A 22,216-nucleotide genomic window follows, 5' to 3' on the forward strand; every position below is an offset into this window, starting at 1 on the left:
CTTCCCCCTGCGGCCATCTGTCGCATTATTTTCAATTAAAAGTCTGATTGTCATTTTTCCTGCTGTATCCTGCGCAGGCTTTCAAGAAGCGCGGATCTACCAGATCTATCAACAGACTTAGCGAGGAGCGCAACCATGCACGAGATTCCTAATCTCCCCTTCCCAAGCCTGCACGAAACTGAGCAGACGACCACGCAACAAGCCGGCGCCCAGCAGCCCGAGCCGAAAGAAGCCGTTGAGAGCCGCAAGGCCGATAGCGAAGAGTAAAACCCCGCCGTACAGACCGTGTGGAAAGCGCTAAGATGCGCTTTCCACACCGCCTGAAACCGAGCCCGCCATGACCGACGAATTCTCTGAAAGCCAAGCTGCCGTTCTGATCGGTGCCACCGAGAAAATGATCGAGATCTGGAACCGCCTCTCCCCGGAAAAACAGGCCGCCCTGCTCGCCCGTTTCGGCAGCGAAGAAAACGCCCTCGCCGCCCTCGTCACCACGCAACTGGTCGCCCCGGCCAAGTCGTGAAGCTGCCCTCCGGCAAATAGTTTTACTTTTCCCCGCCCCTGACACGTCCGCGCCGGTATCATAAGCAGCCTATCTAATCCTGCTTTGCCGTGGATCGTTCCCCATGTCGTCCTCTATGCCACAACCCCAGCGCCCCCTGGCGGTCACGCTGCAAGTCGTGTCCATCGTCCTCTTCACCTTCATCGGCTATCTGAACATCGGCATTCCGCTCGCGGTGCTGCCGGGTTACGTCCACAGTGACCTGGGCTTCGGCGCGGTGATCGCGGGGCTGGTGATCAGCGTGCAATACCTCGCCACCCTGCTCAGCCGTCCGTACGCCGGCAAGATCATCGATAACCAGGGCAGCAAGCGCGCGGTAATGATCGGTCTGGCCGGTTGTGGCTTGAGCGGTGTGTTCATGCTGATTTCGGCCTGGACACCCAACTTGCCGATGCTCAGCCTGATCAGCCTGTTGATCGGCCGTCTGGTGCTGGGCAGCGCGGAAAGTCTGGTCGGTTCCGGATCGATTGGCTGGGGCATCGGCCGCGTTGGCGCGGCGAACACCGCCAAAGTCATCTCGTGGAACGGTATAGCCAGTTACGGCGCACTGGCGGTCGGTGCGCCGTTCGGCGTGTGGCTGGTCGGCCAGCTGGGATTGTGGAGCATGGGCGTCAGCATCATTCTGCTGGCAGCCCTGGGCCTGCTGCTGGCGTGGCCGAAAACCGCGGCGCCGATTGTTACCGGTGAGCGCCTGCCATTCATGCATGTGCTCGGTCGGGTGTTCCCGCACGGTTGCGGACTGGCGCTGGGCTCGATCGGTTTCGGCACCATCGCCACCTTCATCACCCTGTATTACGCCACCCGGCACTGGGATAACGCGGTGTTGTGCCTGAGCCTGTTCGGTGCCAGCTTCATCGGCGCGCGGCTGCTGTTCGGCAACCTGATCAACCGTCTCGGCGGCTTCCGCGTGGCGATCGCCTGCCTGTCGGTGGAAACCCTGGGCCTGTTACTGCTTTGGCTGGCACCGGATGCGCACTGGGCGCTGGCCGGTGCGGCGCTGAGCGGTTTCGGCTTCTCGCTTGTGTTCCCGGCGCTGGGCGTGGAGGCGGTGAATCTGGTGCCAGCGTCCAGCCGTGGTGCGGCGGTCGGCGCGTACTCGCTGTTCATCGACTTGTCGCTGGGGATCACCGGACCGTTGGCCGGGGCGATTGCGGCGGGTTTCGGTTTTGCTTCGATCTTCCTGTTCGCCGCCCTCGCCTCGCTCAGCGGCCTGGCGCTGAGCGTGTACCTTTACAAGCACACGGCGAAGTATCGCGAAGACTAGAAATCCACTTTGCCACGCCCGGCCTTGATGCTGCCGCGCTTGGTCTTGGATTCGAGCCGGCGCTTCTTCGAGCCGAGGGTCGGCTTGGTCGGACGGCGTTTCTTTTCGACCTTGGTGGCGCTGAGGATCAGCTCGGTCAGACGCTCCAGCGCATCGGCACGGTTGGCTTCCTGCGTGCGGTATTGCTGAGCCTTGATGATCAGCACGCCATCGCTGGTGATGCGACTGTCACGCAGCGCCAGCAGCCGTTCCTTGTAGAACTCGGGCAAGGACGAGGCCGGAATGTCGAAGCGCAGGTGCATGGCGCTGGAGACCTTGTTGACGTTCTGTCCGCCGGCGCCTTGCGCGCGAATGGCTGTCAATTCGATCTCGGCGTCCGGCAGATGCACGTTGTTGGAAATCACCAGCATGGAAAAGCGTCCGTATTCAGAAGGTGCAGGATACCGCGAAACCGTCCGAGCCTCCGATCCCCCTGTAGGAGTGAGCCTGCTCGCGATAGCGGAAGTCAGATAAATATTCGTCGACTGATACACCGCTATCGCGAGCAGGCTCACTCCTATAAGGGATTGTGTAAACCCCAGAAACGACAAACCCGGCACGTTGGCCGGGTTTGTCGTTTGTTGCGTCAACGCTTACTTCGAAGCACTCGCCGCGTGCAGCGCCTGTTGCGCCCCACGCTTGTTCTTGATCACGTAGCAGACCCACATGAACACGACCCACACCGGGATCGCGTACACCGAGATCTGGATGCCCGGGATCAGCAGCATCACGCCAAGGATGAACGCCACGAACGCCAGGCAGACATAGTTGCCGTACGGGTACCACAGCGCCTTGAACAGCGGCGTCTGTTGGGTCTTGTTCATGTGCTGACGGAACTTGAAGTGCGAGAAGCTGATCATCGCCCAGTTGATCACCAGCGTTGCAACCACCAGCGACATCAGCAGCTCCAGCGCGTGCTGCGGGATCAGATAGTTAAGCAGCACGGCGACCAGCGTCACCGCTGCGGAAGCCAGAATCGAGCGCACCGGCACGCCGCGCTTGTCGATCTTCGCCAGACCTTTCGGCGCATCGCCCTGCTCGGCCATGCCCAGCAGCATGCGGCTGTTGCAGTAAGTGCCACTGTTGTAAACCGACAGCGCCGCAGTCAAAACCACGAAGTTAAGGATGTGCGCGGCGGTGTTGCTGCCGAGCATCGAGAACACTTGTACGAACGGGCTGCCGCTGTACGAATCGCCGGAAGCGTTGAGCGTTTCCAGCAGGCTGTCCCACGGAGTCAGCGACAGCAGGATCACCAGCGCGCCGATGTAGAAAATCAGGATGCGGTAGATCACCTGGTTGATCGCTTTCGGGATCACGGTTTTCGGCTTGTCGGCTTCAGCAGCGGTGAAACCGAGCATTTCCAGACCGCCAAAGGAGAACATGATGATCGCCATCGCCATCACCAGACCGCTCACGCCGTTGGGGAAGAACCCGCCGTGCGACCACAGGTTGCTGACCGAGGCCTGCGGGCCGCCATGGCCGCTGACCAGCAGGTAGCTGCCCAGCGCAATCATGCCGACGATCGCCACGACCTTGATGATCGCGAACCAGAATTCGGCTTCACCGAAGACTTTGACGTTGGCCAGGTTGATCGCGTTGATCAGCACGAAGAAGGCGGCAGCGGTGACCCAGGTCGGGATGTCCGGCGCCCAGTAGTGGATGTACTTGCCGACCGCGGTCAGCTCCGACATGCCCACCAGAATGTACAGAATCCAGCAGTTCCAGCCCGACAGGAAACCGGCAAAACCGCCCCAGTACTTGTGCGCGAAATGACTGAAGGAACCGGCCACCGGCTCTTCGACGATCATCTCGCCGAGCTGGCGCATGATCATGAAGGCGATGAAACCGCAGATGGCGTAGCCGAGGATCATCGACGGGCCGGCGGATTTCAGGACCCCGGCCGAGCCGAGGAACAATCCGGTACCGATCGCGCCACCGAGGGCGATCAGTTGAATGTGGCGATTTTTCAGGCCGCGTTTCAGCTCGCCTGATTGCGAGGGTTGTCCACTCATGAAAAAGGTCTCACGCAAGGTTTGATGATGTTCAGTAGACGTTGCTGCAAGGTTGCGATTTCAGACAACCCCGATCAAACCCCAGCGCAAGCACCAGGAATTCAGCTTTTTTACAACGGTCATGCGTCACCTGTTTGTTTTTATCTGTGACGAAATCGAACCCGACACGCTTGTGACGCGGCGGAGTGAACAAGGCGGATGGCCTTGAGGTTTCGCGATTACGCAGAGGGTCACAGTTAAAACGCGGCGCATTGTACACCGCTAACCCCCTGCTGCCAGACCCCGCTGGATCAGCGTGGCGCTTGCCGGGATTGCGTGGATCCGCCTCGAGATGCCCGGGCGGCTGCAAAAATTGAGTCAGGCCTTTGCAGGCCATCGACGGGGACGAGCGAAAAACCGCCCCACGGAGAGAAGTGAAGATCAATCTCGGCGTTCATTGCGCCTCCTTCTTGTTATGTACCTGCACGACAGGCATGAGGCGCATCTCACCCTGCAAACGGCGCTGAAACAAGCGCGCCAGAGCCTTGCGCGACGCCTTTTCGACCATGCTTCGGCAGGTTTTCCTTACAGCGTCGGCAAGGGGGTAAATCCAGTGGGCTTTACCGGTGTTTTCGTAAACTTTTCTTTACGATGCGTAACGCAGATTTTCCATTTCGGAAAATTCTGTAGGACGTCTGCAAATTGACGGTAGCAAGCTTGCTAACGAAAGTTGCCGCTTAGTTTTTTGTTTTCAAATAAGAAATCCACCAGTCAAAAACAGAATAAAAAGTTTATTTAAATTTTAAATAAATAATTTTTTGCATTACAAAACACCCTGAACTAGGTTCTTCACGTCTTGCCGGCCAACTCGACCGGCCAGTCATAACCGTGAAAGTCATCTAGGAGATCGACCATGCAAGCACTGGAAAAAGACCTGGACACCGAACTGCAACTGGACGAATGGTTCGAAGCACCAACCCATGAGGCGGCTGTGGAAATGATGCAAGCCGACGCGGTGGTTCCGTTCGGCACGGCGATGTGGCCTCTGTAAGACATCCCCGGGCAGGCACGATCCGGCCGGTCGTGCCTGCCGCTTTCTTCACGGTCAGTCAGGGAGGACACATGGATAAGCCCCGCGCGATCTCGCATTTCCTTTACTACCTCGAACATCACCCTGCCCTTGCCGGTCTCGACTCGGCGAAGGTACTGCTCGGCCACACCGCCGATTACGAAGCCCTGACCGGCGCCATCGCCGAACAGGCCGGCGATCACCCCCGCTTCACCTTCAACGCCAGACGCCTGGACCTGGAAAGCACCGCCACGCTGACCGCGGCCATCGCCGACAGCGATCTGTACATTTTCTTCTACGACTCTTCCACCCTGCCCAACCCGCGCCCCGACGGCCCGGAGTTCGTTCGCGCCTTGCAAGGCGTGATGGCGGAAAACTGGAAGAAGTCGCTGCTGTTCAAGGATTACGGCGACTATTTCTACGACACTTTCAGCGTCACCCCGCAGCGCATCGCCGGGCTCAACAGCCACTTGATCCAACGCATGTCGCAGGCCACCACGCTGAGCTTCAAGGACGAACATGGCTCATGGTTTGAAACGCCGCTGAGCAGCATCAAGAAGTGGACCGACATCAACGGCGTCGGCAACTTCGACCTGGCCCCCGGCGAAATCGCCACCCATAGCGAAGCCATCAACGGCCATGTGAAATTCAAGGGCACGTTCCTCAGCACCATCCCTTTCGCCCGCAAGTACGGCGTGCTCGAGTCGCCACTGGAGCTGTGGATCGAGAACTCGACCATCAGCCGCATCGCCACCGACGTGCCGGGGCTGGAGCATGATTTCAACAAGTACCTGGACGCCAACCCGTCGAACCGGCGGATTGAGGAGCTGGGGATTGGCACCAATGAAGGCGTGAAGGACCTGTATGCGCGCAATGCCGGGTTCGAGGAGCGCCATTGCGGCCTGCACCTGGGCCTCGGCGGTGGCGCCAAGGGCAGTCATCACCTCGATCTGATCTTCTCTGGCGGGGTGTTGGCGCTGGATGACAAGCCGGTGTTTGACGGACGCTTCGTCTTCTAAGCAGTAACTTCTGTTTTGCAGCCACTGCTCCCTGCAGGAGCTGTCGAGTGAAACGAGGCTGCGATCCTTTGATCTTGCTTTTTCAGATCAAGAGCAAAAGATCGCAGCGTGCCGCAGCTCCTACATGAATAGCGCGCAACCCAACCAATAATCCAGACGGACGCCTTGTGTTTCAGGCGACTGACGCCTTCGCGAGCAGGCTCGTCCCAACAGGGGATTTGTGTTTGACGCAATTCCAATGTGGGAGCGAGCCTGCTCGCGAAGAGGCCGAATCAGTCGCTACATAATTTCTGCCAGACGAAAAAAAACGCCAACCCTGCGGTTGGCGTTTTTGCTTTAGCTCGAAGCTTGCCGCTCAAAGCTCACAGCTGCCTTATTCCGGCTTCTTGCGACCGAAACCCGGACGCTGACCGGAACCGGCCGGTGCGCCGCGGCGCTTGCCCGACGGCTTGTCGCCGTCGACCAACTTGATGCCCGGACGCTTCGGTGCAGGCTTGGCCGGACGCTTGTTGGTGGTGTCGGCAGGACGATCCGCTACCGGCGTACCACGACCGGCCGGCGCACGACCTTCACCACGCTCGGTGCGACCGTTGGCCGGACGCGGTGCGCGCTCGCCATCACGGGCCACTGGCTTGCGGCCCGGACGCTCGCCTTCGATCTGCGGCTCACGGCTAGGGCGCGGACCGGTTGGCGCGCCAGCGGCTGGACGCAGAGTACGCACGCGCTCGGTCTTGGCCATCGGCCGCGACGATTTACGCTGCATACGCTCCAGCTTGTCCTTGCTCTTGGCGTTGAGTTGCGGCATCGCCACCGGGGTCAGGCCGACTTCGGCGCTGAGCACGTCGACTTCGTACTGGCTCATTTCGCGCCAGCGGCCCATCGGCAGGTCGGAGTTGAGGAACACCGGACCGAAACGCACGCGCTTCAGACGGCTGACCACCAGCCCCTGGGATTCCCACAGACGACGAACCTCACGGTTACGACCTTCCATCACCACGCAGTGATACCAGTGGTTGAAGCCTTCGCCGCCCGGCGCCTGTTGAATGTCGGTGAAACGCGCCGGGCCGTCTTCCAGCACCACGCCGGCCTTCAGGCGCTCGATCATTTCGTCGTCGACTTCACCGCGTACACGCACGGCGTACTCACGGTCCATCTCGTAGGACGGGTGCATCAGACGGTTGGCCAGTTCACCGTCGGTGGTGAACATCAGCAGACCGGTGGTGTTGATGTCGAGACGACCGATGTTGATCCAGCGGCCTTCTTTCGGACGCGGCAGCTTGTCGAACACGGTCGGACGGCCTTCCGGGTCGTCACGGGTGCAGATTTCGCCATCGGGCTTGTTGTACATGATCACGCGGCGTACCGACTCGGCAGCCTCTTCGCGCTTGATCACCTTGCCATCGATGGTGATGGCGTCGTGCATGTCGACGCGCAGGCCGAGGGTGGCGTCTTTGCCATTGACCTTGATTCGGCCCTGGCTGATCCAGGCTTCGACGTCACGGCGCGAGCCAACGCCGATACGGGCGAGGACTTTTTGCAGTTTTTCGCCTGCTGGGCCGATTTCCTGGTCGTCTTTCTGATTGATGTCACTCATCTGGGCACCTCCCGGTGTGGTCTGTTCAGGCGGCGCCTGAAGCATTGAAATCTGGTTTTCGGGCGAAGGGATCGCCGAAGGGTCGCGAATCATACGCGGATGTGCGCCATCGCGCATCAGAGACTAGCTGATCGATCGCCAGTTATTTCTTTTTCCGCCGACCGGCGCCACCAAGTTTGATCAGGCGCAGCGCGGCTTCGGCCAGTACGGTGCGCTTGTCGTCCTTGTCGAGTTTCTTCCAGGCTCGAATCTCGCGCTTGCTGCGGCCACAGCCCTGGCAGATGTCGTCGGTGAACTTGCAGAGGCTGATGCAGGGGTCTTTGGTGGAACTCATGGGGTTTCCCTTGAAGATCAAAAGATCGCAGCCTGCGGCAGCTCCTACATTGGAATGCGGTCCCTGCAGGAGCTGCCGAAGGCTGCGATCTTTTCGGCGCGCCTCAGTCCTCGAACTCGCGGCGTTCGGCCTCGATCGCTTCCGCCAGCGCGCGGGCCTCGGCTTCTTCTTCGCTCAGCTCGGGTTCGCGCGCTGGTACAGGTTGTTCGAGGGCGGCGACGGCGGCCAGAAGTTTTTCCCGGGCTTCGGCAACGCCAAGAATGTCCTCTTCCGGTTCGGCTTCTGGCTCGGTCTCAAGTTCAACTTCAACCGCCGGCTCGGCGGTCTCGGCCTCAGGCTCAGGCTCAGACTCAGACTCAGGCTCAGGCTCAGGCTCAGGCTCAGGCTCAGTCGTCGACGCTTCACCATCGGCGGCATCACGCAACAGATCATCGAAGTCGGTCTTGATCCCCTCCTCCATGCTGTCCAGCTCCAGCAGCAAGGTGTGGAAACTGGTTTCCTCCTTCGGTTCCTCCGCCTCGGCGCTGGCGTCGGCCTGTTCCTGCAGGGCCTGCGGTACTGGTGCGTCGTCGAAATCGAGGACGGGCTCGGTTTCCATCTCACGCAGCTCAGCCAGCGGGGGCAGGTCTTCGAGGTTCTTCAGGTTGAAATGATCGAGAAACGCCTTGGTGGTGGCGAACATCGCCGGTTTGCCCGGTACGTCGCGGTAACCGACGATGCGGATCCACTCGCGCTCGATCAGCGTCTTGACGATGTTGGTGTTGACCGCCACGCCCCGTACGTCTTCGATCTCGCCCCGGGTGATCGGCTGGCGATAGGCAATCAGCGCCATGGTTTCCAGCAGCGCCCGGGAATAGCGCTGCGGGCGTTCTTCCCACAAACGCCCGACCCACGGCGAAAACTTCTCGCGAATCTGCAAACGGTAGCCGGAGGCGACTTCCTTGAGCTCGAACGCGCGGCCCTCGCAGGACTTGGCCAGCAGGCTCAGGGCTTTCTTGAAGACCGGCGGTTCGGGCCGCTCGCCTTCTTCGAACAGTTCGTAGAGGCGTTCAAGCGATTGCGGTTTTCCCGAGGCCAACAGAAAGGCTTCAAGCAGGGGCGCCAGCTCGCGGGGTTCAGTCAGGTTCATGTTTCGACTCGTTATTCGGCTCGGGCTCGCACGTGGATCGCGGCGAACGGCTCATTCTGCACCAGCTCGACCAAGGATTCCTTGACCAGTTCAAGGATCGCCATAAAGGTCACCACCACACCGAGGCGGCCTTCCTCGGCGGTGAACAGCTCGACGAACGGCACAAAGCCGCCGCCCTTGAGCCGTTCCAGCACATCGCTCATGCGCTCGCGGGTCGACAGTGCCTCGCGGCTGACCTGGTGGCTCTCGAACATGTCGCCCCGGCGCAGCACCTCGGCCATGGACATCAGAATCTCTTCCAGCGCGACATCCGGCAACAGCTTGCGCGCCCGGGCTTCGGGGGCGTCGAGCTTGGGCACGACCACGTCGCGACCGACCCGGCTCAGGCCGTCAATGCCTTCAGCGGCAGCCTTGAAACGCTCGTATTCCTGCAAGCGACGGATCAGTTCGGCGCGCGGGTCGTCCTCTTCGTCTTCGACGGTTTCGGCGCGCGGCAGGAGCATCCTCGACTTGATCTCGGCCAGCATCGCGGCCATCACCAGATACTCGGCGGCCAGCTCCAGGCGCACCGACTGCATCAATTCGACATAGCCCATGTACTGGCGGGTGATTTCCGCCACCGGAATGTCGAGGATGTTGATGTTCTGTTTGCGGATCAGGTACAGCAGCAGGTCGAGCGGGCCTTCAAAGGCTTCGAGAAACACTTCCAGCGCATCCGGCGGGATGTACAGGTCCAGCGGCATTTCCGTGACCGCCTGGCCATAGACCATGGCAAACGGCAGTTCCTGCTGGGCGCCGGCCTGCGGATCGACAACGGTTTCCACTGCGGACATTCAGGCCTCGACCATGAACGGCGCGGGGTCGCCGCAACCGACGCGGATCACTTCCGGCTCGTCGCCGGTCAGGTCAATCACGGTGGACGCCTTGATCCCGCCAAAACCGCCGTCGATGATCAGGTCCACCTGATGTTCAAGCAACTGGCGCATCTCGTACGGGTCGCTCAGTGGATCTTCATCGCCGGGCATGATCAGGGTCACGCTCATCAGCGGTTCGCCGAGTTCGGCCAGCAACGCCAGGGCAATCGGATGGCTCGGCACCCGCAGGCCGATGGTGCGTTTCTTCGGATGCATCAGCAGGCGCGGCACTTCGCGGGTGGCGTTGAGGATAAAGGTGTAAGGCCCCGGCAGATGCGCCTTGAGAATGCGGAAGGTGCCGGTGTCGATCTTGGCGTAGTTGCCCAGTTGCGACAGGTCGCTGCAGATCAGCGCGAAATTGTGCTTCTCGTCGAGCTGACGCAGACGGCGCACGCGCTCGATAGCGGTCTTGTCGCCGATCTGGCAACCGATGGCGTAGGAAGAGTCTGTGGGATAAATCACCACCCCGCCTTTGCGGATGATCTCGACCGCCTGTTTGATCAGGCGCGCTTGCGGGTTTTCCGGATGGATCTGGAAAAATTGACTCACGTTTTCTACCTGTTCAGACGGCGGCAATAACTGTGTCATGTTTGAACCGACACCACAGGGGTGGAAGGTCCTCGGGAACCGGCCGGTACTGGCCAATCTCGGACCAGCCTCCAGGGCCATGGAAATCACTGCCGGCGCTGACCAGCAGACCGAACTCACGGGCAAGGATTGCCAGGCTGCCAACCTGTTCCGCAGGCTGATGGCCATTGACCACTTCGATTGCATGCCCACCCGCTTGAATATAGTCGGCAATCAGCTTTCGGCGCTTGCTGCGGGTGAAATCGTAGTGCCACGGATGCGCCAGACTGACCCACGCCCCGGCGGCGCGCAGGGTGCCGACAGTGTCTTCCAGGGTCGGCCAGTGCTGCTTGACGTCACCCAGCTTGCCGGCGCCGAGCCATTTGCGAAACGCCTCGGCGCGATCCTTTACAAAACCTTCACGCACCATCCAGTCGGCGAAATGCGGACGGGCCGGCGCGTTGCCGCTGTCGCCCAGCTCCTGCTGGATCTGCCGGGCGCCGTCGAGGGCACCGGGCATACCTTTGAGGCCGAGCTTGCGGCTTATTTCTTCCGACCGCAGCCAGCGGCCATCGTGCAATCTGGCGATCGCCTCGACCAATGGCGCGGCGTTGACGTCAAAACCGTAACCCAACACGTGGATGGTCGCGCCGCCCCATGTGCAGGACAGTTCGACGCCATTGACCAGTTGCATGCCCAGTTCTTCCGCGGCGCTGCGCGCTTCGGCGAGGCCTTCGAGGGTATCGTGATCGGTCAACGAAAGGATTCGCACGCCGTTTTCGAACGCACGCGCAACCAGAACCGCCGGCGCCAGGGCGCCATCGGAGGCCGTGCTGTGGCAATGCAAATCAACATTCACGGGGAGTTGTAACCTCAAATCAGCTGGCGCTATCGCGCGCCCATATGTTTGTTATTATGCCGCCACATCCAGCTTCTGGCTCTCACTGTGAAACAATTCATCGATTTCATCCCGCTTCTGCTGTTTTTCATCGTTTACAAACTGGATCCACGGGTTGTCGACATCGCCGGCCATGAAGTGACTGTAGGCGGTATTTACAGCGCCACGGCGATGCTGATCATCAGCTCCCTGGTGGTCTACGGTGCGTTGTTCATCAAACAGCGCAAGCTGGAAAAGAGCCAATGGCTGACCCTGATCGCCTGCCTGGTGTTCGGTAGCCTGACCCTGGCCTTCCACAGCGAGACCTTCCTCAAATGGAAAGCCCCGGTGGTCAACTGGCTGTTCGCCCTGGCCTTCATCGGCAGCCACTTTATCGGTGACCGCCTGCTGATCAAACGCATCATGGGCCACGCGCTGACCCTGCCGGATCCGGTCTGGACTCGCCTGAACATCGCCTGGATCGCCTTCTTCCTGTTCTGCGGCGCTGCCAACCTGTTCGTGGCATTCACCTTCCAGAGCATCTGGGTCGACTTCAAGGTGTTCGGCAGCCTGGGCATGACCGTGCTGTTCCTGGTCGGTCAGGGCATCTACCTGTCCCGCCATCTGCATGACGCCGATACCACAACGCCAAAAACCGAGGACTGACATGCTCTACGCAATCATTGCCACCGACGTCGCCAACTCGCTCGAAGCCCGCCTCGCTGCGCGCCCGGCCCACCTCGAACGCCTGCAAGTGCTCAAGGGTGAAGGCCGCATCGTACTGGCCGGCCCGCACCCGGCGGTCGACAGTAATGATCCGGGTGCTGCGGGTTTCACCGGCAGCCTGATCGTCGCCGAATTCGACTCCCTGAGCGCCGCTCAGGCCTGGGCCGACGCCGATCCGTACATCGCCGCTGGCGTGTACGCCAACGTGATCGTCAAGCCGTTCAAGCAAGTCCTCCCGTAAAAAGAGGCAACCCTGTGGCGAGGGAGCTTGCTCCCGCTGGGGTGCGAAGCGGCCCCGCTCTTTAGCGCAAAAGCATGGGACTGCTACGCATCCCTCGCCACAGGGCCGATATCCCCCTTCACCATCGACATTGCCTCTGGCACTGAACCTTCCTGATTCTCACCGCTCTCAATCGCTCATTATTCTCGTTTGTCTGCCGACAACCTGCCCAATATCCATTTGCAAGCAGGAATCGCAATGCGCAAAGGTCCGTTGTGTCTGATGTGGGTCACGTTGTCGATCATGGCGCCCGCCCATGGTGAGGAAACCACCGAAAACGGCAGCTCCACGCCATTGTCTTTAAGTGCTGGCGGCCAGATCACCGAGTTGCAACAGCGCCTGAAGGCCAGCGAGCAACAGCGGGAAGAACTGAGCAAACAACTGCAAAATGCCGACAACACCCGCGAAAGCGCCCAGCTCGCCCGGTTGCGCCAGGAGAACCAGCGCCTGAAGCTGCAACTCAAGGAAGCCCAGGCCAGCCCGTTGCCACGTCTGTTGACCGAACAGCAGCAATGGTTCGTCACGGGCGCCGGGGTAGCGCTATTGGCGCTGCTGTGCGGTATCTTTGCCAGTGGAGCAAGCCGAAAACGTCGGCAATGGCTAAATTGAGTGAGTCATGAGCGAGCTGTTACTGATTGATGATGACCAGGAGTTGTGCGAACTCCTGAGTAGCTGGCTGAGCCAGGAAGGCTTCCAGGTACGCGCCTGCCACGATGGCCAAAGCGCGCGCAAAGCGTTGGCCGAATCTGCCCCGGCGGCAGTGGTGCTGGACGTGATGCTGCCCGATGGCAGCGGTCTGGAACTGCTCAAGCAACTGCGCAGCGAACACGCCGATCTGCCGGTGCTGATGCTCTCGGCCCGGGGCGAACCACTGGATCGCATCCTCGGTCTGGAACTGGGCGCCGACGATTATCTGGCCAAACCCTGCGATCCGCGTGAACTCACCGCGCGTCTACGCGCCGTGCTGCGCCGCAGTCACCCGGCTGCCGTGTCGACCCAGCTCGAACTCGGCGACCTGAGCTTCAGCCCGGTGCGTGGCGTGGTCAGCATCGACGAGAAAGAACTGACCCTCACCGTTTCCGAAAGCCGTTTGCTCGAAGCCCTGCTCAAGCAGCCCGGCGAGCCGCTGGACAAACAGGAACTGGCGCAACTGGCCCTCGGCCGCAAGCTGACGCTGTACGACCGCAGCCTCGACATGCACGTCAGCAACCTGCGCAAAAAGATCGGCCCCCACCCCGACGGCCGCCCACGGATCGTCGCCCTGCGCAGCCGTGGTTACTACTACAGCCTCTGATCCAACCACCGCGACGAGGTCGTCCGACACAACGACGCCCCCCTGTAGGAACTGCCGAAGGCTGCGATCTTTGCTTTTGAAGATCAGAAGATCGCAGCGTGCCGCAGCTCCTGCAGGGGATTTGTGTAAGGCTGGAAACAAAGCGTCTTTACCCAAGCTTTACGCAGCGCTGACCGCCGCTGACCTTGATCTCCGTAATCTGAACTCATCCGGAACGTACCGGGAACGAGACAAGGAGATACACCATGCGCAAGACTCTCATCGCTCTGATGTTCGCTGCCGCTCTGCCAACCGTCGCCATGGCCATGCCACAGGATGGTGGCCCGATGGGTGGCCCGCTCGACGGCCCACGCCACGGCGGTCAGATGCACGGCGAACACGGCAAAGGCCCGTACAGCCAACTCGACCTGTCCCGTGAACAACGCGATCAGATCCGCAAGATCATGGGCGAGCAGATGCACGAGCGTCGCCAGGTGGTAGAGAAGTACCTGGAGAAACTCTCGCCGGCTGACCAGAAAGCCATGAAAGACGAGATGGCCGCCAATCACAAGAAAGCCGAAGCTGACGTACGCAACCTGCTGAAACCGGATCAACAGAAGAAATTCGACGAGATCCAGAAGAAACAGGCTGAACGTCGCGCCGAATGGGCCGAGTTCAAAGCGTGGAAAGCGCAACAGCCGCAAAAGGCGCAATAATGTTCTAATCACAGGCCCGACGGCTAACCCCGTCGGGCCTATTTTTATCCGATCCCTGTAGGAGCTGCCGAAGGCTGCGATCTTCTGATCTTGATCTTGAAAACAACATCAAAAGATCGCAGCCTGCGGCAGCTCCTGCAGGGATTTGTGTCTGTTCTGAGGGTTTTCCGTGCGTTCATTGTTCTGGCGTATTCTCGCGAGCTTCTGGCTGGCCATCACTCTGGTGGCGGGGCTGTCGATCCTGCTCGGGCACATGCTCAACCAGGACGCGTGGATCCTCAGCCGCCATCCGGGCCTCAACACCCTGGCCGCCGAATGGACGCAAACCTACGAGGCCCAGGGCGAAGACGCTGCGCAGGACATCCTCGAACAGCGCAAGCGCCAGTATCACATCGACGTGCAGGTGCTCAACGAAAGCGGCGACCCGGTGGTGCGCGGCACTTTCCCGCGCCGCGCCGCCGCCTTCGAAGCCCGGCAGAACAACGATGAGCGACGCCTGCCCTGGCGGCGCCTGACCGACGAGTTCACCAGCGAAAAAACCGGCGACACCTACCTGTTCATCTTCCGTATTCCGCACCCGGAACTCGATGCCTGGCACCGTGAAAGTCTGCTCTGGCCGCTGAGTGCGCTGGGCATCGCATTGGTGGTGCTGACCCTGTTCAGCTTGCTGGTGACCTTCTCCATCACCCGCCCGCTCAGCCGTTTGCGCGGCGCAGTGCATGACCTGGGGCAGACCACCTATCAACAGAACAGCCTGGCAAAACTGGCCAACCGCCGCGATGAATTCGGCGTGCTGGCCAACGACTTCAACCGCATGGGCGCGCGCCTGCAAAGCCTGATCGGCAGTCAGCGCCAGTTGCTGCGCGACGTGTCCCACGAACTGCGTTCACCTTTGGCGCGACTGCGAATTGCGCTGGCACTGGCGGAACGGGCCAATCCTGAAGAACGGGAAAAGCTCTGGCCACACCTGACCCGCGAATGTGATCGGCTGGAAGCGCTGATCAGCGAAATTCTGGTGCTGGCGCGGGTCGATGCCGACAACGCCAGTGCCGAAACGGTAGACCTGAACGCCCTGCTCGGCACCTTGCAAAAAGATGCCCAGCTCGGCTCACCCGAGCAGACCGTGCGCCTGGATGCCGAACCACACCTGACGCTGACCGGCTGGCCGACCATGATTGAACGCGCCGTCGATAATCTTTTGCGCAACGCACAACGCTTCAACCCCGAAGGGCAGGCAATTGAAATGCAGGCCACACGCCAGGGCGAACGAATTGTAGTGAGCGTGCGCGATCATGGACCGGGGGTGCAGGATGAGCATCTGAGCCAGTTGGGCGAACCGTTCTACCGGGCGCCGGGGCAGACGGCGGCTGGGCATGGTCTGGGGCTGGCGATTGCCAAGCGCGCGGCGGAGCGGCATGGCGGGAGTCTGACCCTGGCCAATCATCCTGAGGGCGGGTTTATCGCCAGTCTGGAATTGCCGTTGGTACCGGGTGCTGTTGTTCAGCTTTAAATTCGCGGTGACACAAAAAAGATCGCAGCCTGCGGCAGCTCCTACAGAGTCGAAACACCTGTAGGAGCTGCCGCAGGCTCGGGCCGCGATCGGACGATCTTTTGATCCTCAGGCCTTGGCGGGCCAGGCGCTGACGAACTCGGTCAGATCGACCTTCTCCGCCACACGCGGCTCTTTCTGCGGCGTGCCGAGGTACAGGAAGGCAATCACCTGCTCGCCTTCAGCCAGACCCAAGCCTTTGGCGACATGCGCCGAATAGGCCAGATCACCGGTACGCCACACCGCACCAATCCCTTGCGCATAGGCCGCCAGCAGAATCCCGTGCGCCGCACACCCCGCCGCCAGCAACTGCTCGGCCTTCGGATATTTGACGTGTTCCTGCAGTTTCGCGATCACCACGACCACCAGCGGCGCCCGCAGCGGGCCGTTGCGCGCCTTGTCGATCATCGCTTCAGTGACTTCACCGTCCTGCATCTGCGCCGCTTCGGCCAGCAATTCGCCCATTTTTTCGCGCGCCGCGCCTTCGACGGTGAGGAAGCGATACGGCTGCAAGTGACCGTGGTCCGGTGCGCGCAGGGCTGCGCCAAACAGGGCTTCGCGCTGCTCGGCGGTAGGGGCCGGTTCGACCAGACGTGGAACGGAAACACGGTTGAGCAAAGCGTCGAGAGCCTGCATCGGCCACCTCCTGAGAAAAATGTGCGGCTATTCTAGCGGTATCCGGCAACAGGGTGCCGGTTTACATGCCCTGCCCCACGGGTAGAATGGCGCCCTTCCTACATCAGCCCGAGCGGACTTCATGGCGTTGCCGACCTTACGGATCATTGGTTTCATCATCGGCATCTTCCTGATCACCCTGGCCATCGCCATGGTCGTGCCCATGGCCACCCTGGTGATTTTCGAGCGCACCGGCGATCTGCCGTCGTTTCTCTGGGCGAGCATGATCACCTTCCTCGCCGGCCTCGCACTGGTGATCCCCGGCCGCCCCGAACACATTCACCTGCGCCCGCGCGACATGTACCTGCTGACCGTCAGCAGCTGGCTGGTGGTGTGCATTTTCGCCGCGCTGCCGTTTTTGCTGACCCAGCACATCAGCTACACCGACTCGTTCTTCGAAAGCATGTCCGGCATCACCGCCACCGGCTCAACCGTGCTCAGCGGGCTCGACACCATGTCCCCGGGGATCCTGATGTGGCGCTCGCTGCTGCACTGGCTCGGCGGCATCGGTTTCATCGGCATGGCAGTGGCGATTCTGCCGTTGCTGCGCATCGGTGGCATGCGCCTGTTCCAGACCGAATCGTCCGACCGCTCGGAAAAGGTCATGCCGCGCTCGCACATGGTGGCGCGCTTGATCGTGGCGGCGTACGTCGGCATCACCATCCTCGGCAGCCTGGCGTTCTGGTGGGCCGGAATGAGCCCGTTCGATGCGATCAACCACGCGATGTCGGCGATCTCCACCGGCGGCTTTTCGACCTCCGACCAGTCGCTGGCGAAGTGGACGCAACCGGCGGTGCACTGGGTCGCGGTGGTCATCATGATCCTCGGCAGCCTGCCGTTCACCCTGTATGTGGCGACCCTGCGCGGCAACCGTAAGGCGTTGATCAAGGATCAGCAGGTGCAGGGTCTGCTCGGCATGTTGCTGGTGACCTGGCTGGTGCTCGGCACCTGGTATTGGTGGACCACCAAGCTGCACTGGCTGGAGGCGCTGCGGCATGTGGCGCTGAACGTGACGTCGGTGGTCACCACCACCGGTTTTGCCCTCGGCGACTACAGCCTGTGGGGCAACTTCTCGCTGATGCTGTTTTTCTATCTGGGCTTTGTCGGCGGCTGCTCCGGCTCGACGGCAGGCGGGATCAAGATCTTCCGTTTTCAAGTCGCCTACATCCTGCTCAAGGCCAACCTTAACCAGTTGATCCACCCGCGCGCGGTGATCAAGCAGAAGTACAACGGTCACCGACTCGACGAAGAGATCGTGCGTTCGATTCTGACCTTTTCGTTCTTCTTCGCCATCACCATCTGCGTGATCGCCCTGCTGCTGTCGCTGCTCGGGGTCGACTGGATGACTGCGCTGACCGGCGCTGCCAGCACCGTGTCCGGCGTCGGCCCGGGGCTGGGCGAGACCATCGGCCCGGCGGGTAATTTCGCCACCCTGCCGGATGCCGCGAAGTGGATCCTGTCGTTCGGCATGCTGCTCGGCCGACTGGAGATCATTACGGTGTTTGTGCTGTGTATTCCGGCCTTTTGGCGTCATTGACCGGCGTCTGCAACAGCCGCGCCCGGTAATCGCCGGGCGTGGTGTCGAACCAGCGGCGGAACGCGCGGAAGAAGTTGCTTGGATCGGCAAACCCCAACAGATAGGCAATCTCCAGCAAGGTCATGCTCGGCTGAGCCAGATACTGCTCGGCCAGTTCGCGGCGAGTGTCGTCGAGCAACTGCTGAAAACTGGTGCCCTCCTCCTGCAATCGCCGCTGCAAGGTGCGCTGCGACAGATGCAGGGTCTGCGCCACCGTATCGCGCTTGGGTTCACCCTGAGGCAGTAAACGACACAACACCTGGCGCGCCTTGTGGGTCACGCGGCTTTCGGAAAAACGCGCCAGATATTCCCCGGCAAACCGGTCGTGCAGCAGCGCCATGGCTTCGTTGGCGGTGGGCAGCGGTGCTTCCATGTCGGCCCGTTCGAAAATCAACGCATCGTAAGGCGCGTTGAACATCAAGGGGGCATGGAAGGCTTGCCGGTAGGGCTGCAGGTCTGCGGGTTCGTCGCCCTGAAACAGCACTTTGACCGGATGCAGGGTGCGCCCGGTCAGCCAGCCGCACAGGCCCAGCGCACAGGCCAGCGAGGCTTCGGCGCTCTGCCGGGTCGGCGGCAGGTGATCGCCATGCACCGTGAGAATCAGCGCATAGCCTTCTTCGAGCAGACGAAAACTCAGGTCGGCGCTCTCGGCGATGATCCGCTGATAACGCACCAGGCGTTGAAAGCCTTCGGCCAGGGTGTTGCTCGACATCAAGGCATAGCCGGCGACATGGAACGAGGCCGGACGCACCACCTTGCCCATGTTCAGGCCGATCGCCGGGTTGCCGGACAGCTCGACTGCCCGTTGCCAGAGGCGGGTCATGGAATCTTGCGGGAAACGCGCATCCGGATCATTCAGGGCGGCGTAATCGAGCCCCAGCTGCTTGAACAGTACCCGGCAATCCAGGCCGTCCATCTCCAATGCTTTGACAATCCCCATCGTCCAGCTTGCAGAAGTCGTTCGTTCGCTCATGGCGTTATTCTTTTACATGATGGATCGCATGTTACGACCCGATTTGCGAAGGATACTAAAGTGGCGCCCATTGTCACTGGCTGATGCCAGTGTTCACTCTAGACTCAAATAGGCTGCCCGCCGAACAACTTGCCGTCAGAACAATAACCACAGAGATCGCAGTCGTGGAAAACATCAAGCAATTCAACACTTTCGCCGAGTTCTACCCGTATTACCTCAGCGAACACGCCAACAGTACCTGCCGACGATTGCATTTCGTCGGCACCACGCTGGTGATTTTCATCCTGGCCATGACCATCGCCAAGGGCGCATGGCTGCTGTTGCTGGCCCTGCCGCTGGCCGGTTACAGCTTTGCCTGGGTCGGTCATTTCTTCTTTGAAAAGAACCGTCCGGCGACTTTTCAACATCCGCTGTACAGCCTGCTCGGCGATTTCGTCATGTACCGCGACATGATTTTAGGCCGCGTGGCGTTCTGAAACCCGACACACCTGGAGGCTGGCCGATGAACGCCAATGCCCGCTTCACCCACATGCAGGACGGCACCGAGGAAGACTGGGCGATCATCGCCGCGGACTTCAGCGCCTACGCCCGGCAATTGCCGTCGCGGATCGTCGCGCACCTGAAGTTGCTCGAAGGCGATTTCGGCGGTTTCCCGGTGGATCGTCTGACCCACTCGCTGCAAACCGCGACCCGCGCGTATCGCGACGGGCGTGACGAGGAATACGTGGTCTGTGCGCTGCTGCATGATATCGGCGACACCCTCGGCTCCTACAACCACCCGGACATCGCGGCGGCGATTCTCAAGCCGTTCGTCAGCGCCGAGAACCTGTGGATGGTCGAAAAGCACGGGATCTTTCAGGGCTACTACTTCTTCCATCACCTGGGCATGGATCGGCACCTGCGCGAGCAGTTCGCCGCGCATCCGCAGTATCAGGCCACGGCGGAATTCTGCGCCAAATACGATGCGGCGGCGTTTGACCCGGCCTATGAAACCCTGCCGCTGAGTTTTTTCGAACCGATGATGGAACGGCTGTTTGCCCAGCCCAAGCACTCGATCTACAAGGCGGCGATGGAAGAACACAGCCCGGCCTGAGAACACCACAACTCAACATGTGGGAGCGAGCCTGCTCGCGAAGGTGTCGTGTCAGGCGACACTGCTTTGCCTGATGTAACGCTTTCGCGAGCAGGCTCGCTCCCACAGGGGATCTGTGTCGTTCAGGCGAGTTCAGCAACCTTGGCCGCCTTGAGCTGCGCCTCCCGCGCCTGCGCATCCGCCAGGCGATACAACTCGATCGTGCCATCCCAGTGCTCGATCAACGCCGTGCACGACTCCACCCAATCGCCGCAGTTGAGGTAATCCACCTCACCGACTTTACGAATCTCGGCATGGTGGATGTGCCCGCAGACCACGCCGTGCAGCTCGCGTTTGACGCATTCATGGGCGATGGCTTCTTCGAAGTCGCTGATGAAGCTCACCGCCGTCTTCACCTTGTGCTTGAGGTACGCCGACAACGACCAGTAGCCGTAGCCATAACGGGCGCGCCAGTGATTGAGCCAGCGATTGAGGGTCAGGGTGAATTCGTAGGCCGAGTCGCCGAGGAAGGCCAGCCAGCGGTGATAACGGGTGATCACGTCGAATTGATCGCCATGAATCACCAGCAGGTGCCGGCCATCCGCCGTGACATGCACCGCCTCGTCGACCAACTGGATGTTGCCGAGGATCAGCTTCGAATAACGGCGCAGAAACTCGTCGTGGTTGCCGGTGACGTAGATCACCTCCGTACCGCGCTTGCTCATGGTCAGCAGGCGGCGGATCACGTTGGTATGGGCTTGCGGCCAGTACATGCCACCGCGCAGCTTCCAGCCGTCGATGATGTCACCGACCAGGTAGATCTTGTCGGCGTGGTAGCCCTTGAGAAATTGCGACAAGTGCTCGGCCTGGCAATCCCGCGTGCCCAGATGCACGTCGGAAATCCACAGGGTACGCACCCGTTGTTTGCGGCTGGGTTTGGCGAGCTCGGCGCTGGTCATGGGCAACCCTCTGCGATGTTTTCGCCACTGTGCACGCGCCGGGTGAACCGACCATGACAGGCAGGCGTCAGTCGTGTGACAGCGCGCAAGCCCGTTGCCCCGGTGTAGACTGGCGCTCACTTCGGAGACCTCTGCCATGCGCCCGATCCTCACCCTGCGCCAATACACCCACGACCTGATCGTCCACAGCCACGACCACGCGCAACTGGTGTTCGGTCTGTCCGGTGCGCTGGATTTCGAAGTCGAGGGTCAGGGCAGCCAGGTACGCCAGCAGAGTTTCGTGGTCGTTCCCGGCGGCGCGCATCACGCCTGCGGCAGCCCCGATGGCAGTCGTTGTCTGGTGCTGGACGTGCCTGACGGGCAATGGCTGAGCGATTCGCTGGGCGAGCATGCCGACGCCAGTCAGCGCTTGCTCGACCAGCCTGCGCGATTGTCACTTGATGCCGGGCAAAGCCAATTGGTCAACTGGCTGGCGAACAGCCCGGTCAGTGATCCGCTGATCGCCCAGCAAGGCGCAGTGTTGCTGCTGGCCAGCCTGAATCACGCCAGACCTGCCGAACTCTCGGCGCGGCGCCTGCCCTACGCGGCTTTGGATGCGCACATCGAGCAACACGCCGCCTACCCGCTGCAAGTAGCCGATCTGGCGCAGATTGTCGGCTTGTCCAGCGCCCGGCTGCACGCGCGGTTCATGGCGGAATGCGGGCAGACGCCGATGGACTACATTCGCAGCCGTCGGCTGCACAAGGCGGTCTGCCTGCTGCGCGAGACCGCGCTGCCCATCGGCGAGATCGCCAGCCGGGTTGGCTACAGTTCGCAGAGCGCGTTCGCGGCGGCGGTGTTGCGCGAGTTTGGCGCTTCACCGGGGCAGTTGCGCCGCGATTCCTGCGACAAAAAACGCTAGTTCGCCGACAGACTTCCGAGCCGCAACAGGTTTCAATGTGCATTCACGTGTAGGAGCTGCCGCAGGCTCGGGCCGCGTTCGGCGATCTTTTGACTTTGGCTTTTCAAGATCAAAAAAACGTCCGAACGCGGCCCGAGCCTGCGGCAGCTCCTACAATCTC

At 61.0% G+C, this 22,216-nt stretch carries 26 protein-coding genes; 15 read left to right on the forward strand and 11 right to left on the reverse strand.

Features of this window, described 5'->3' with window-relative positions; genetic code table 11:
* Positions 1-135 precede the first annotated feature (135 nt).
* The 3 genes from BW33_RS30330 (at position 136) to BW33_RS16260 (ending at position 1,823) form a co-directional block, all read left to right on the forward strand.
* Positions 136-267, forward strand: coding sequence for a hypothetical protein (locus tag BW33_RS30330; protein WP_269079447.1), 132 nt, complete (start codon positions 136-138; stop codon positions 265-267).
* Positions 268-337: 70 nt separating this feature from the next.
* Complete coding sequence (locus BW33_RS16255; RefSeq protein ID WP_025113527.1) at positions 338-520, forward strand: hypothetical protein; 183 nt, start codon at positions 338-340, stop codon at positions 518-520.
* 103 nt (positions 521-623) lie between these two features.
* The gene (locus tag BW33_RS16260; RefSeq protein ID WP_047600012.1) at positions 624-1,823 is read left to right on the forward strand and encodes an MFS transporter; all 1,200 of its coding nucleotides are present in this window, start codon (positions 624-626) and stop codon (positions 1,821-1,823) included.
* Here BW33_RS16260 and arfB read toward each other — a convergent pair.
* Both arfB and BW33_RS16270 read right to left on the reverse strand, forming a co-directional pair.
* A complete protein-coding gene (gene arfB / locus BW33_RS16265) occupies positions 1,820-2,233 on the reverse strand; it encodes an alternative ribosome rescue aminoacyl-tRNA hydrolase ArfB (RefSeq protein ID WP_047600013.1) in 414 nt (137 codons plus the stop codon). The two genes, BW33_RS16260 and arfB, sit on opposite strands and share 4 nt — an antisense overlap.
* 222 nt (positions 2,234-2,455) lie before the next feature.
* Entirely contained in the window at positions 2,456-3,874 is a 1,419-nt protein-coding gene (locus tag BW33_RS16270; protein WP_047600014.1) for an amino acid permease, read from the reverse strand.
* An 892-nt stretch (positions 3,875-4,766) separates the two neighbouring features.
* Here BW33_RS16270 and BW33_RS30010 point away from each other — a divergent pair.
* A complete protein-coding gene (locus BW33_RS30010) occupies positions 4,767-4,904 on the forward strand; it encodes a hypothetical protein (protein WP_003222780.1) in 138 nt (45 codons plus the stop codon).
* Positions 4,905-4,975: 71 nt separating this feature from the next.
* Complete coding sequence (locus BW33_RS16280) at positions 4,976-5,941, forward strand: hypothetical protein (RefSeq protein ID WP_047600015.1); 966 nt, start codon at positions 4,976-4,978, stop codon at positions 5,939-5,941.
* Between the two features lie 373 nt (positions 5,942-6,314).
* Here BW33_RS16280 and rluB read toward each other — a convergent pair whose 3' ends face one another.
* From rluB to BW33_RS16310, 6 genes are all read right to left on the reverse strand, one after another.
* Positions 6,315-7,535 (reverse strand): 23S rRNA pseudouridine(2605) synthase RluB, encoded by a 1,221-nt coding sequence (gene rluB / locus BW33_RS16285; RefSeq protein WP_003222775.1) that lies wholly within the window; start codon positions 7,533-7,535, stop codon positions 6,315-6,317.
* 142 nt (positions 7,536-7,677) lie between these two features.
* Positions 7,678-7,869: a DUF1289 domain-containing protein gene (locus BW33_RS16290; protein WP_047600016.1), complete on the reverse strand. Its 192-nt coding sequence runs from the start codon at positions 7,867-7,869 to the stop codon at positions 7,678-7,680.
* Positions 7,870-7,972: 103 nt separating this feature from the next.
* Positions 7,973-8,998 (reverse strand): SMC-Scp complex subunit ScpB, encoded by a 1,026-nt coding sequence (scpB, locus tag BW33_RS16295; RefSeq protein WP_047600017.1) that lies wholly within the window; start codon positions 8,996-8,998, stop codon positions 7,973-7,975.
* Between the two features lie 11 nt (positions 8,999-9,009).
* Positions 9,010-9,708 carry a segregation and condensation protein A gene (locus BW33_RS16300; RefSeq protein WP_171061841.1) on the reverse strand — a complete coding sequence of 233 codons (699 nt, stop codon included), beginning with the start codon at positions 9,706-9,708 and terminating at the stop codon, positions 9,010-9,012.
* A gap of 123 nt (positions 9,709-9,831) precedes the next feature.
* Positions 9,832-10,461: an L-threonylcarbamoyladenylate synthase gene (locus BW33_RS16305; protein ID WP_047600029.1), complete on the reverse strand. Its 630-nt coding sequence runs from the start codon at positions 10,459-10,461 to the stop codon at positions 9,832-9,834.
* A 13-nt stretch (positions 10,462-10,474) separates the two neighbouring features.
* A complete protein-coding gene (locus tag BW33_RS16310) occupies positions 10,475-11,338 on the reverse strand; it encodes a PHP domain-containing protein (RefSeq protein ID WP_047600018.1) in 864 nt (287 codons plus the stop codon).
* Between the two features lie 87 nt (positions 11,339-11,425).
* Here BW33_RS16310 and BW33_RS16315 point away from each other — a divergent pair, with 87 nt between their 5' ends.
* The 6 genes from BW33_RS16315 (at position 11,426) to BW33_RS16340 (ending at position 15,861) form a co-directional block, all read left to right on the forward strand.
* Positions 11,426-12,022: a septation protein A gene (locus tag BW33_RS16315; RefSeq protein WP_027613975.1), complete on the forward strand. Its 597-nt coding sequence runs from the start codon at positions 11,426-11,428 to the stop codon at positions 12,020-12,022.
* 1 nt (position 12,023) lies between these two features.
* Positions 12,024-12,323 carry a YciI family protein gene (locus tag BW33_RS16320; RefSeq protein ID WP_007966019.1) on the forward strand — a complete coding sequence of 100 codons (300 nt, stop codon included), beginning with the start codon at positions 12,024-12,026 and terminating at the stop codon, positions 12,321-12,323.
* A 237-nt stretch (positions 12,324-12,560) separates the two neighbouring features.
* Complete coding sequence (locus BW33_RS16325; protein ID WP_047600019.1) at positions 12,561-12,971, forward strand: translation initiation factor 2; 411 nt, start codon at positions 12,561-12,563, stop codon at positions 12,969-12,971.
* Between the two features lie 7 nt (positions 12,972-12,978).
* Positions 12,979-13,656, forward strand: coding sequence for a response regulator transcription factor (locus tag BW33_RS16330; protein ID WP_007966021.1), 678 nt, complete (start codon positions 12,979-12,981; stop codon positions 13,654-13,656).
* Positions 13,657-13,901: 245 nt separating this feature from the next.
* Complete coding sequence (locus BW33_RS16335) at positions 13,902-14,351, forward strand: Spy/CpxP family protein refolding chaperone (RefSeq protein ID WP_047600020.1); 450 nt, start codon at positions 13,902-13,904, stop codon at positions 14,349-14,351.
* A gap of 169 nt (positions 14,352-14,520) precedes the next feature.
* On the forward strand, positions 14,521-15,861 hold the full coding sequence (locus BW33_RS16340) for a sensor histidine kinase (protein WP_047600021.1): 1,341 nt from the start codon (positions 14,521-14,523) through the stop codon (positions 15,859-15,861).
* 108 nt (positions 15,862-15,969) lie between these two features.
* Here the strand turns inward: BW33_RS16340 and BW33_RS16345 are convergent, their stop codons facing one another.
* Positions 15,970-16,536: a nitroreductase family protein gene (locus BW33_RS16345; RefSeq protein WP_047600022.1), complete on the reverse strand. Its 567-nt coding sequence runs from the start codon at positions 16,534-16,536 to the stop codon at positions 15,970-15,972.
* A 121-nt stretch (positions 16,537-16,657) separates the two neighbouring features.
* On the opposite strand from BW33_RS16345, the gene BW33_RS16350 reads away from it, so the two are divergent.
* Positions 16,658-18,112: a TrkH family potassium uptake protein gene (locus BW33_RS16350; RefSeq protein WP_047600023.1), complete on the forward strand. Its 1,455-nt coding sequence runs from the start codon at positions 16,658-16,660 to the stop codon at positions 18,110-18,112.
* Here BW33_RS16350 and BW33_RS16355 read toward each other — a convergent pair.
* Positions 18,069-19,124 carry an AraC family transcriptional regulator gene (locus tag BW33_RS16355; protein WP_201771631.1) on the reverse strand — a complete coding sequence of 352 codons (1,056 nt, stop codon included), beginning with the start codon at positions 19,122-19,124 and terminating at the stop codon, positions 18,069-18,071. The genes BW33_RS16350 and BW33_RS16355 overlap by 44 nt on opposite strands.
* A gap of 164 nt (positions 19,125-19,288) precedes the next feature.
* Here BW33_RS16355 and BW33_RS16360 point away from each other — a divergent pair, with 164 nt between their 5' ends.
* Together BW33_RS16360 and BW33_RS16365 are read left to right on the forward strand one after the other, a co-directional pair.
* A complete protein-coding gene (locus tag BW33_RS16360; RefSeq protein WP_047600025.1) occupies positions 19,289-19,600 on the forward strand; it encodes a DUF962 domain-containing protein in 312 nt (103 codons plus the stop codon).
* Between the two features lie 26 nt (positions 19,601-19,626).
* Positions 19,627-20,217, forward strand: a complete 591-nt coding sequence (locus BW33_RS16365) for an HD domain-containing protein (protein ID WP_047600026.1) — start codon at positions 19,627-19,629, stop codon at positions 20,215-20,217.
* A 122-nt stretch (positions 20,218-20,339) separates the two neighbouring features.
* Here BW33_RS16365 and BW33_RS16370 read toward each other — a convergent pair whose 3' ends face one another.
* Positions 20,340-21,155, reverse strand: a complete 816-nt coding sequence (locus BW33_RS16370) for a UDP-2,3-diacylglucosamine diphosphatase (RefSeq protein ID WP_047600027.1) — start codon at positions 21,153-21,155, stop codon at positions 20,340-20,342.
* A gap of 136 nt (positions 21,156-21,291) precedes the next feature.
* On the opposite strand from BW33_RS16370, the gene BW33_RS16375 reads away from it, so the two are divergent.
* Positions 21,292-22,056 carry an AraC family transcriptional regulator gene (locus BW33_RS16375; RefSeq protein ID WP_047600028.1) on the forward strand — a complete coding sequence of 255 codons (765 nt, stop codon included), beginning with the start codon at positions 21,292-21,294 and terminating at the stop codon, positions 22,054-22,056.
* The last annotated feature ends 160 nt before the right edge of the window (positions 22,057-22,216 follow it).

Source organism: Pseudomonas sp. RIT288, assembly GCF_000631985.1.
Lineage (GTDB): Bacteria > Pseudomonadota > Gammaproteobacteria > Pseudomonadales > Pseudomonadaceae > Aquipseudomonas.

Coding starts and splice junctions, on each gene's coding strand:
- BW33_RS30330 (WP_269079447.1), top strand. CDS start 136: ATGCACGAGATTCCTAATCTCCCCTTCCCAAGCCTGCACGAAACTGAG.
- BW33_RS16255 (WP_025113527.1), top strand. CDS start 338: ATGACCGACGAATTCTCTGAAAGCCAAGCTGCCGTTCTGATCGGTGCC.
- BW33_RS16260 (WP_047600012.1), top strand. CDS start 624: ATGTCGTCCTCTATGCCACAACCCCAGCGCCCCCTGGCGGTCACGCTG.
- arfB (WP_047600013.1), bottom strand. CDS start 2,233: ATGCTGGTGATTTCCAACAACGTGCATCTGCCGGACGCCGAGATCGAA.
- BW33_RS16270 (WP_047600014.1), bottom strand. CDS start 3,874: ATGAGTGGACAACCCTCGCAATCAGGCGAGCTGAAACGCGGCCTGAAA.
- BW33_RS30010 (WP_003222780.1), top strand. CDS start 4,767: ATGCAAGCACTGGAAAAAGACCTGGACACCGAACTGCAACTGGACGAA.
- BW33_RS16280 (WP_047600015.1), top strand. CDS start 4,976: ATGGATAAGCCCCGCGCGATCTCGCATTTCCTTTACTACCTCGAACAT.
- rluB (WP_003222775.1), bottom strand. CDS start 7,535: ATGAGTGACATCAATCAGAAAGACGACCAGGAAATCGGCCCAGCAGGC.
- BW33_RS16290 (WP_047600016.1), bottom strand. CDS start 7,869: ATGAGTTCCACCAAAGACCCCTGCATCAGCCTCTGCAAGTTCACCGAC.
- scpB (WP_047600017.1), bottom strand. CDS start 8,998: ATGAACCTGACTGAACCCCGCGAGCTGGCGCCCCTGCTTGAAGCCTTT.
- BW33_RS16320 (WP_007966019.1), top strand. CDS start 12,024: ATGCTCTACGCAATCATTGCCACCGACGTCGCCAACTCGCTCGAAGCC.
- BW33_RS16325 (WP_047600019.1), top strand. CDS start 12,561: ATGCGCAAAGGTCCGTTGTGTCTGATGTGGGTCACGTTGTCGATCATG.
- BW33_RS16330 (WP_007966021.1), top strand. CDS start 12,979: ATGAGCGAGCTGTTACTGATTGATGATGACCAGGAGTTGTGCGAACTC.
- BW33_RS16335 (WP_047600020.1), top strand. CDS start 13,902: ATGCGCAAGACTCTCATCGCTCTGATGTTCGCTGCCGCTCTGCCAACC.
- BW33_RS16345 (WP_047600022.1), bottom strand. CDS start 16,536: ATGCAGGCTCTCGACGCTTTGCTCAACCGTGTTTCCGTTCCACGTCTG.
- BW33_RS16350 (WP_047600023.1), top strand. CDS start 16,658: ATGGCGTTGCCGACCTTACGGATCATTGGTTTCATCATCGGCATCTTC.
- BW33_RS16355 (WP_201771631.1), bottom strand. CDS start 19,124: ATGAGCGAACGAACGACTTCTGCAAGCTGGACGATGGGGATTGTCAAA.
- BW33_RS16365 (WP_047600026.1), top strand. CDS start 19,627: ATGAACGCCAATGCCCGCTTCACCCACATGCAGGACGGCACCGAGGAA.
- BW33_RS16370 (WP_047600027.1), bottom strand. CDS start 21,155: ATGACCAGCGCCGAGCTCGCCAAACCCAGCCGCAAACAACGGGTGCGT.
- BW33_RS16375 (WP_047600028.1), top strand. CDS start 21,292: ATGCGCCCGATCCTCACCCTGCGCCAATACACCCACGACCTGATCGTC.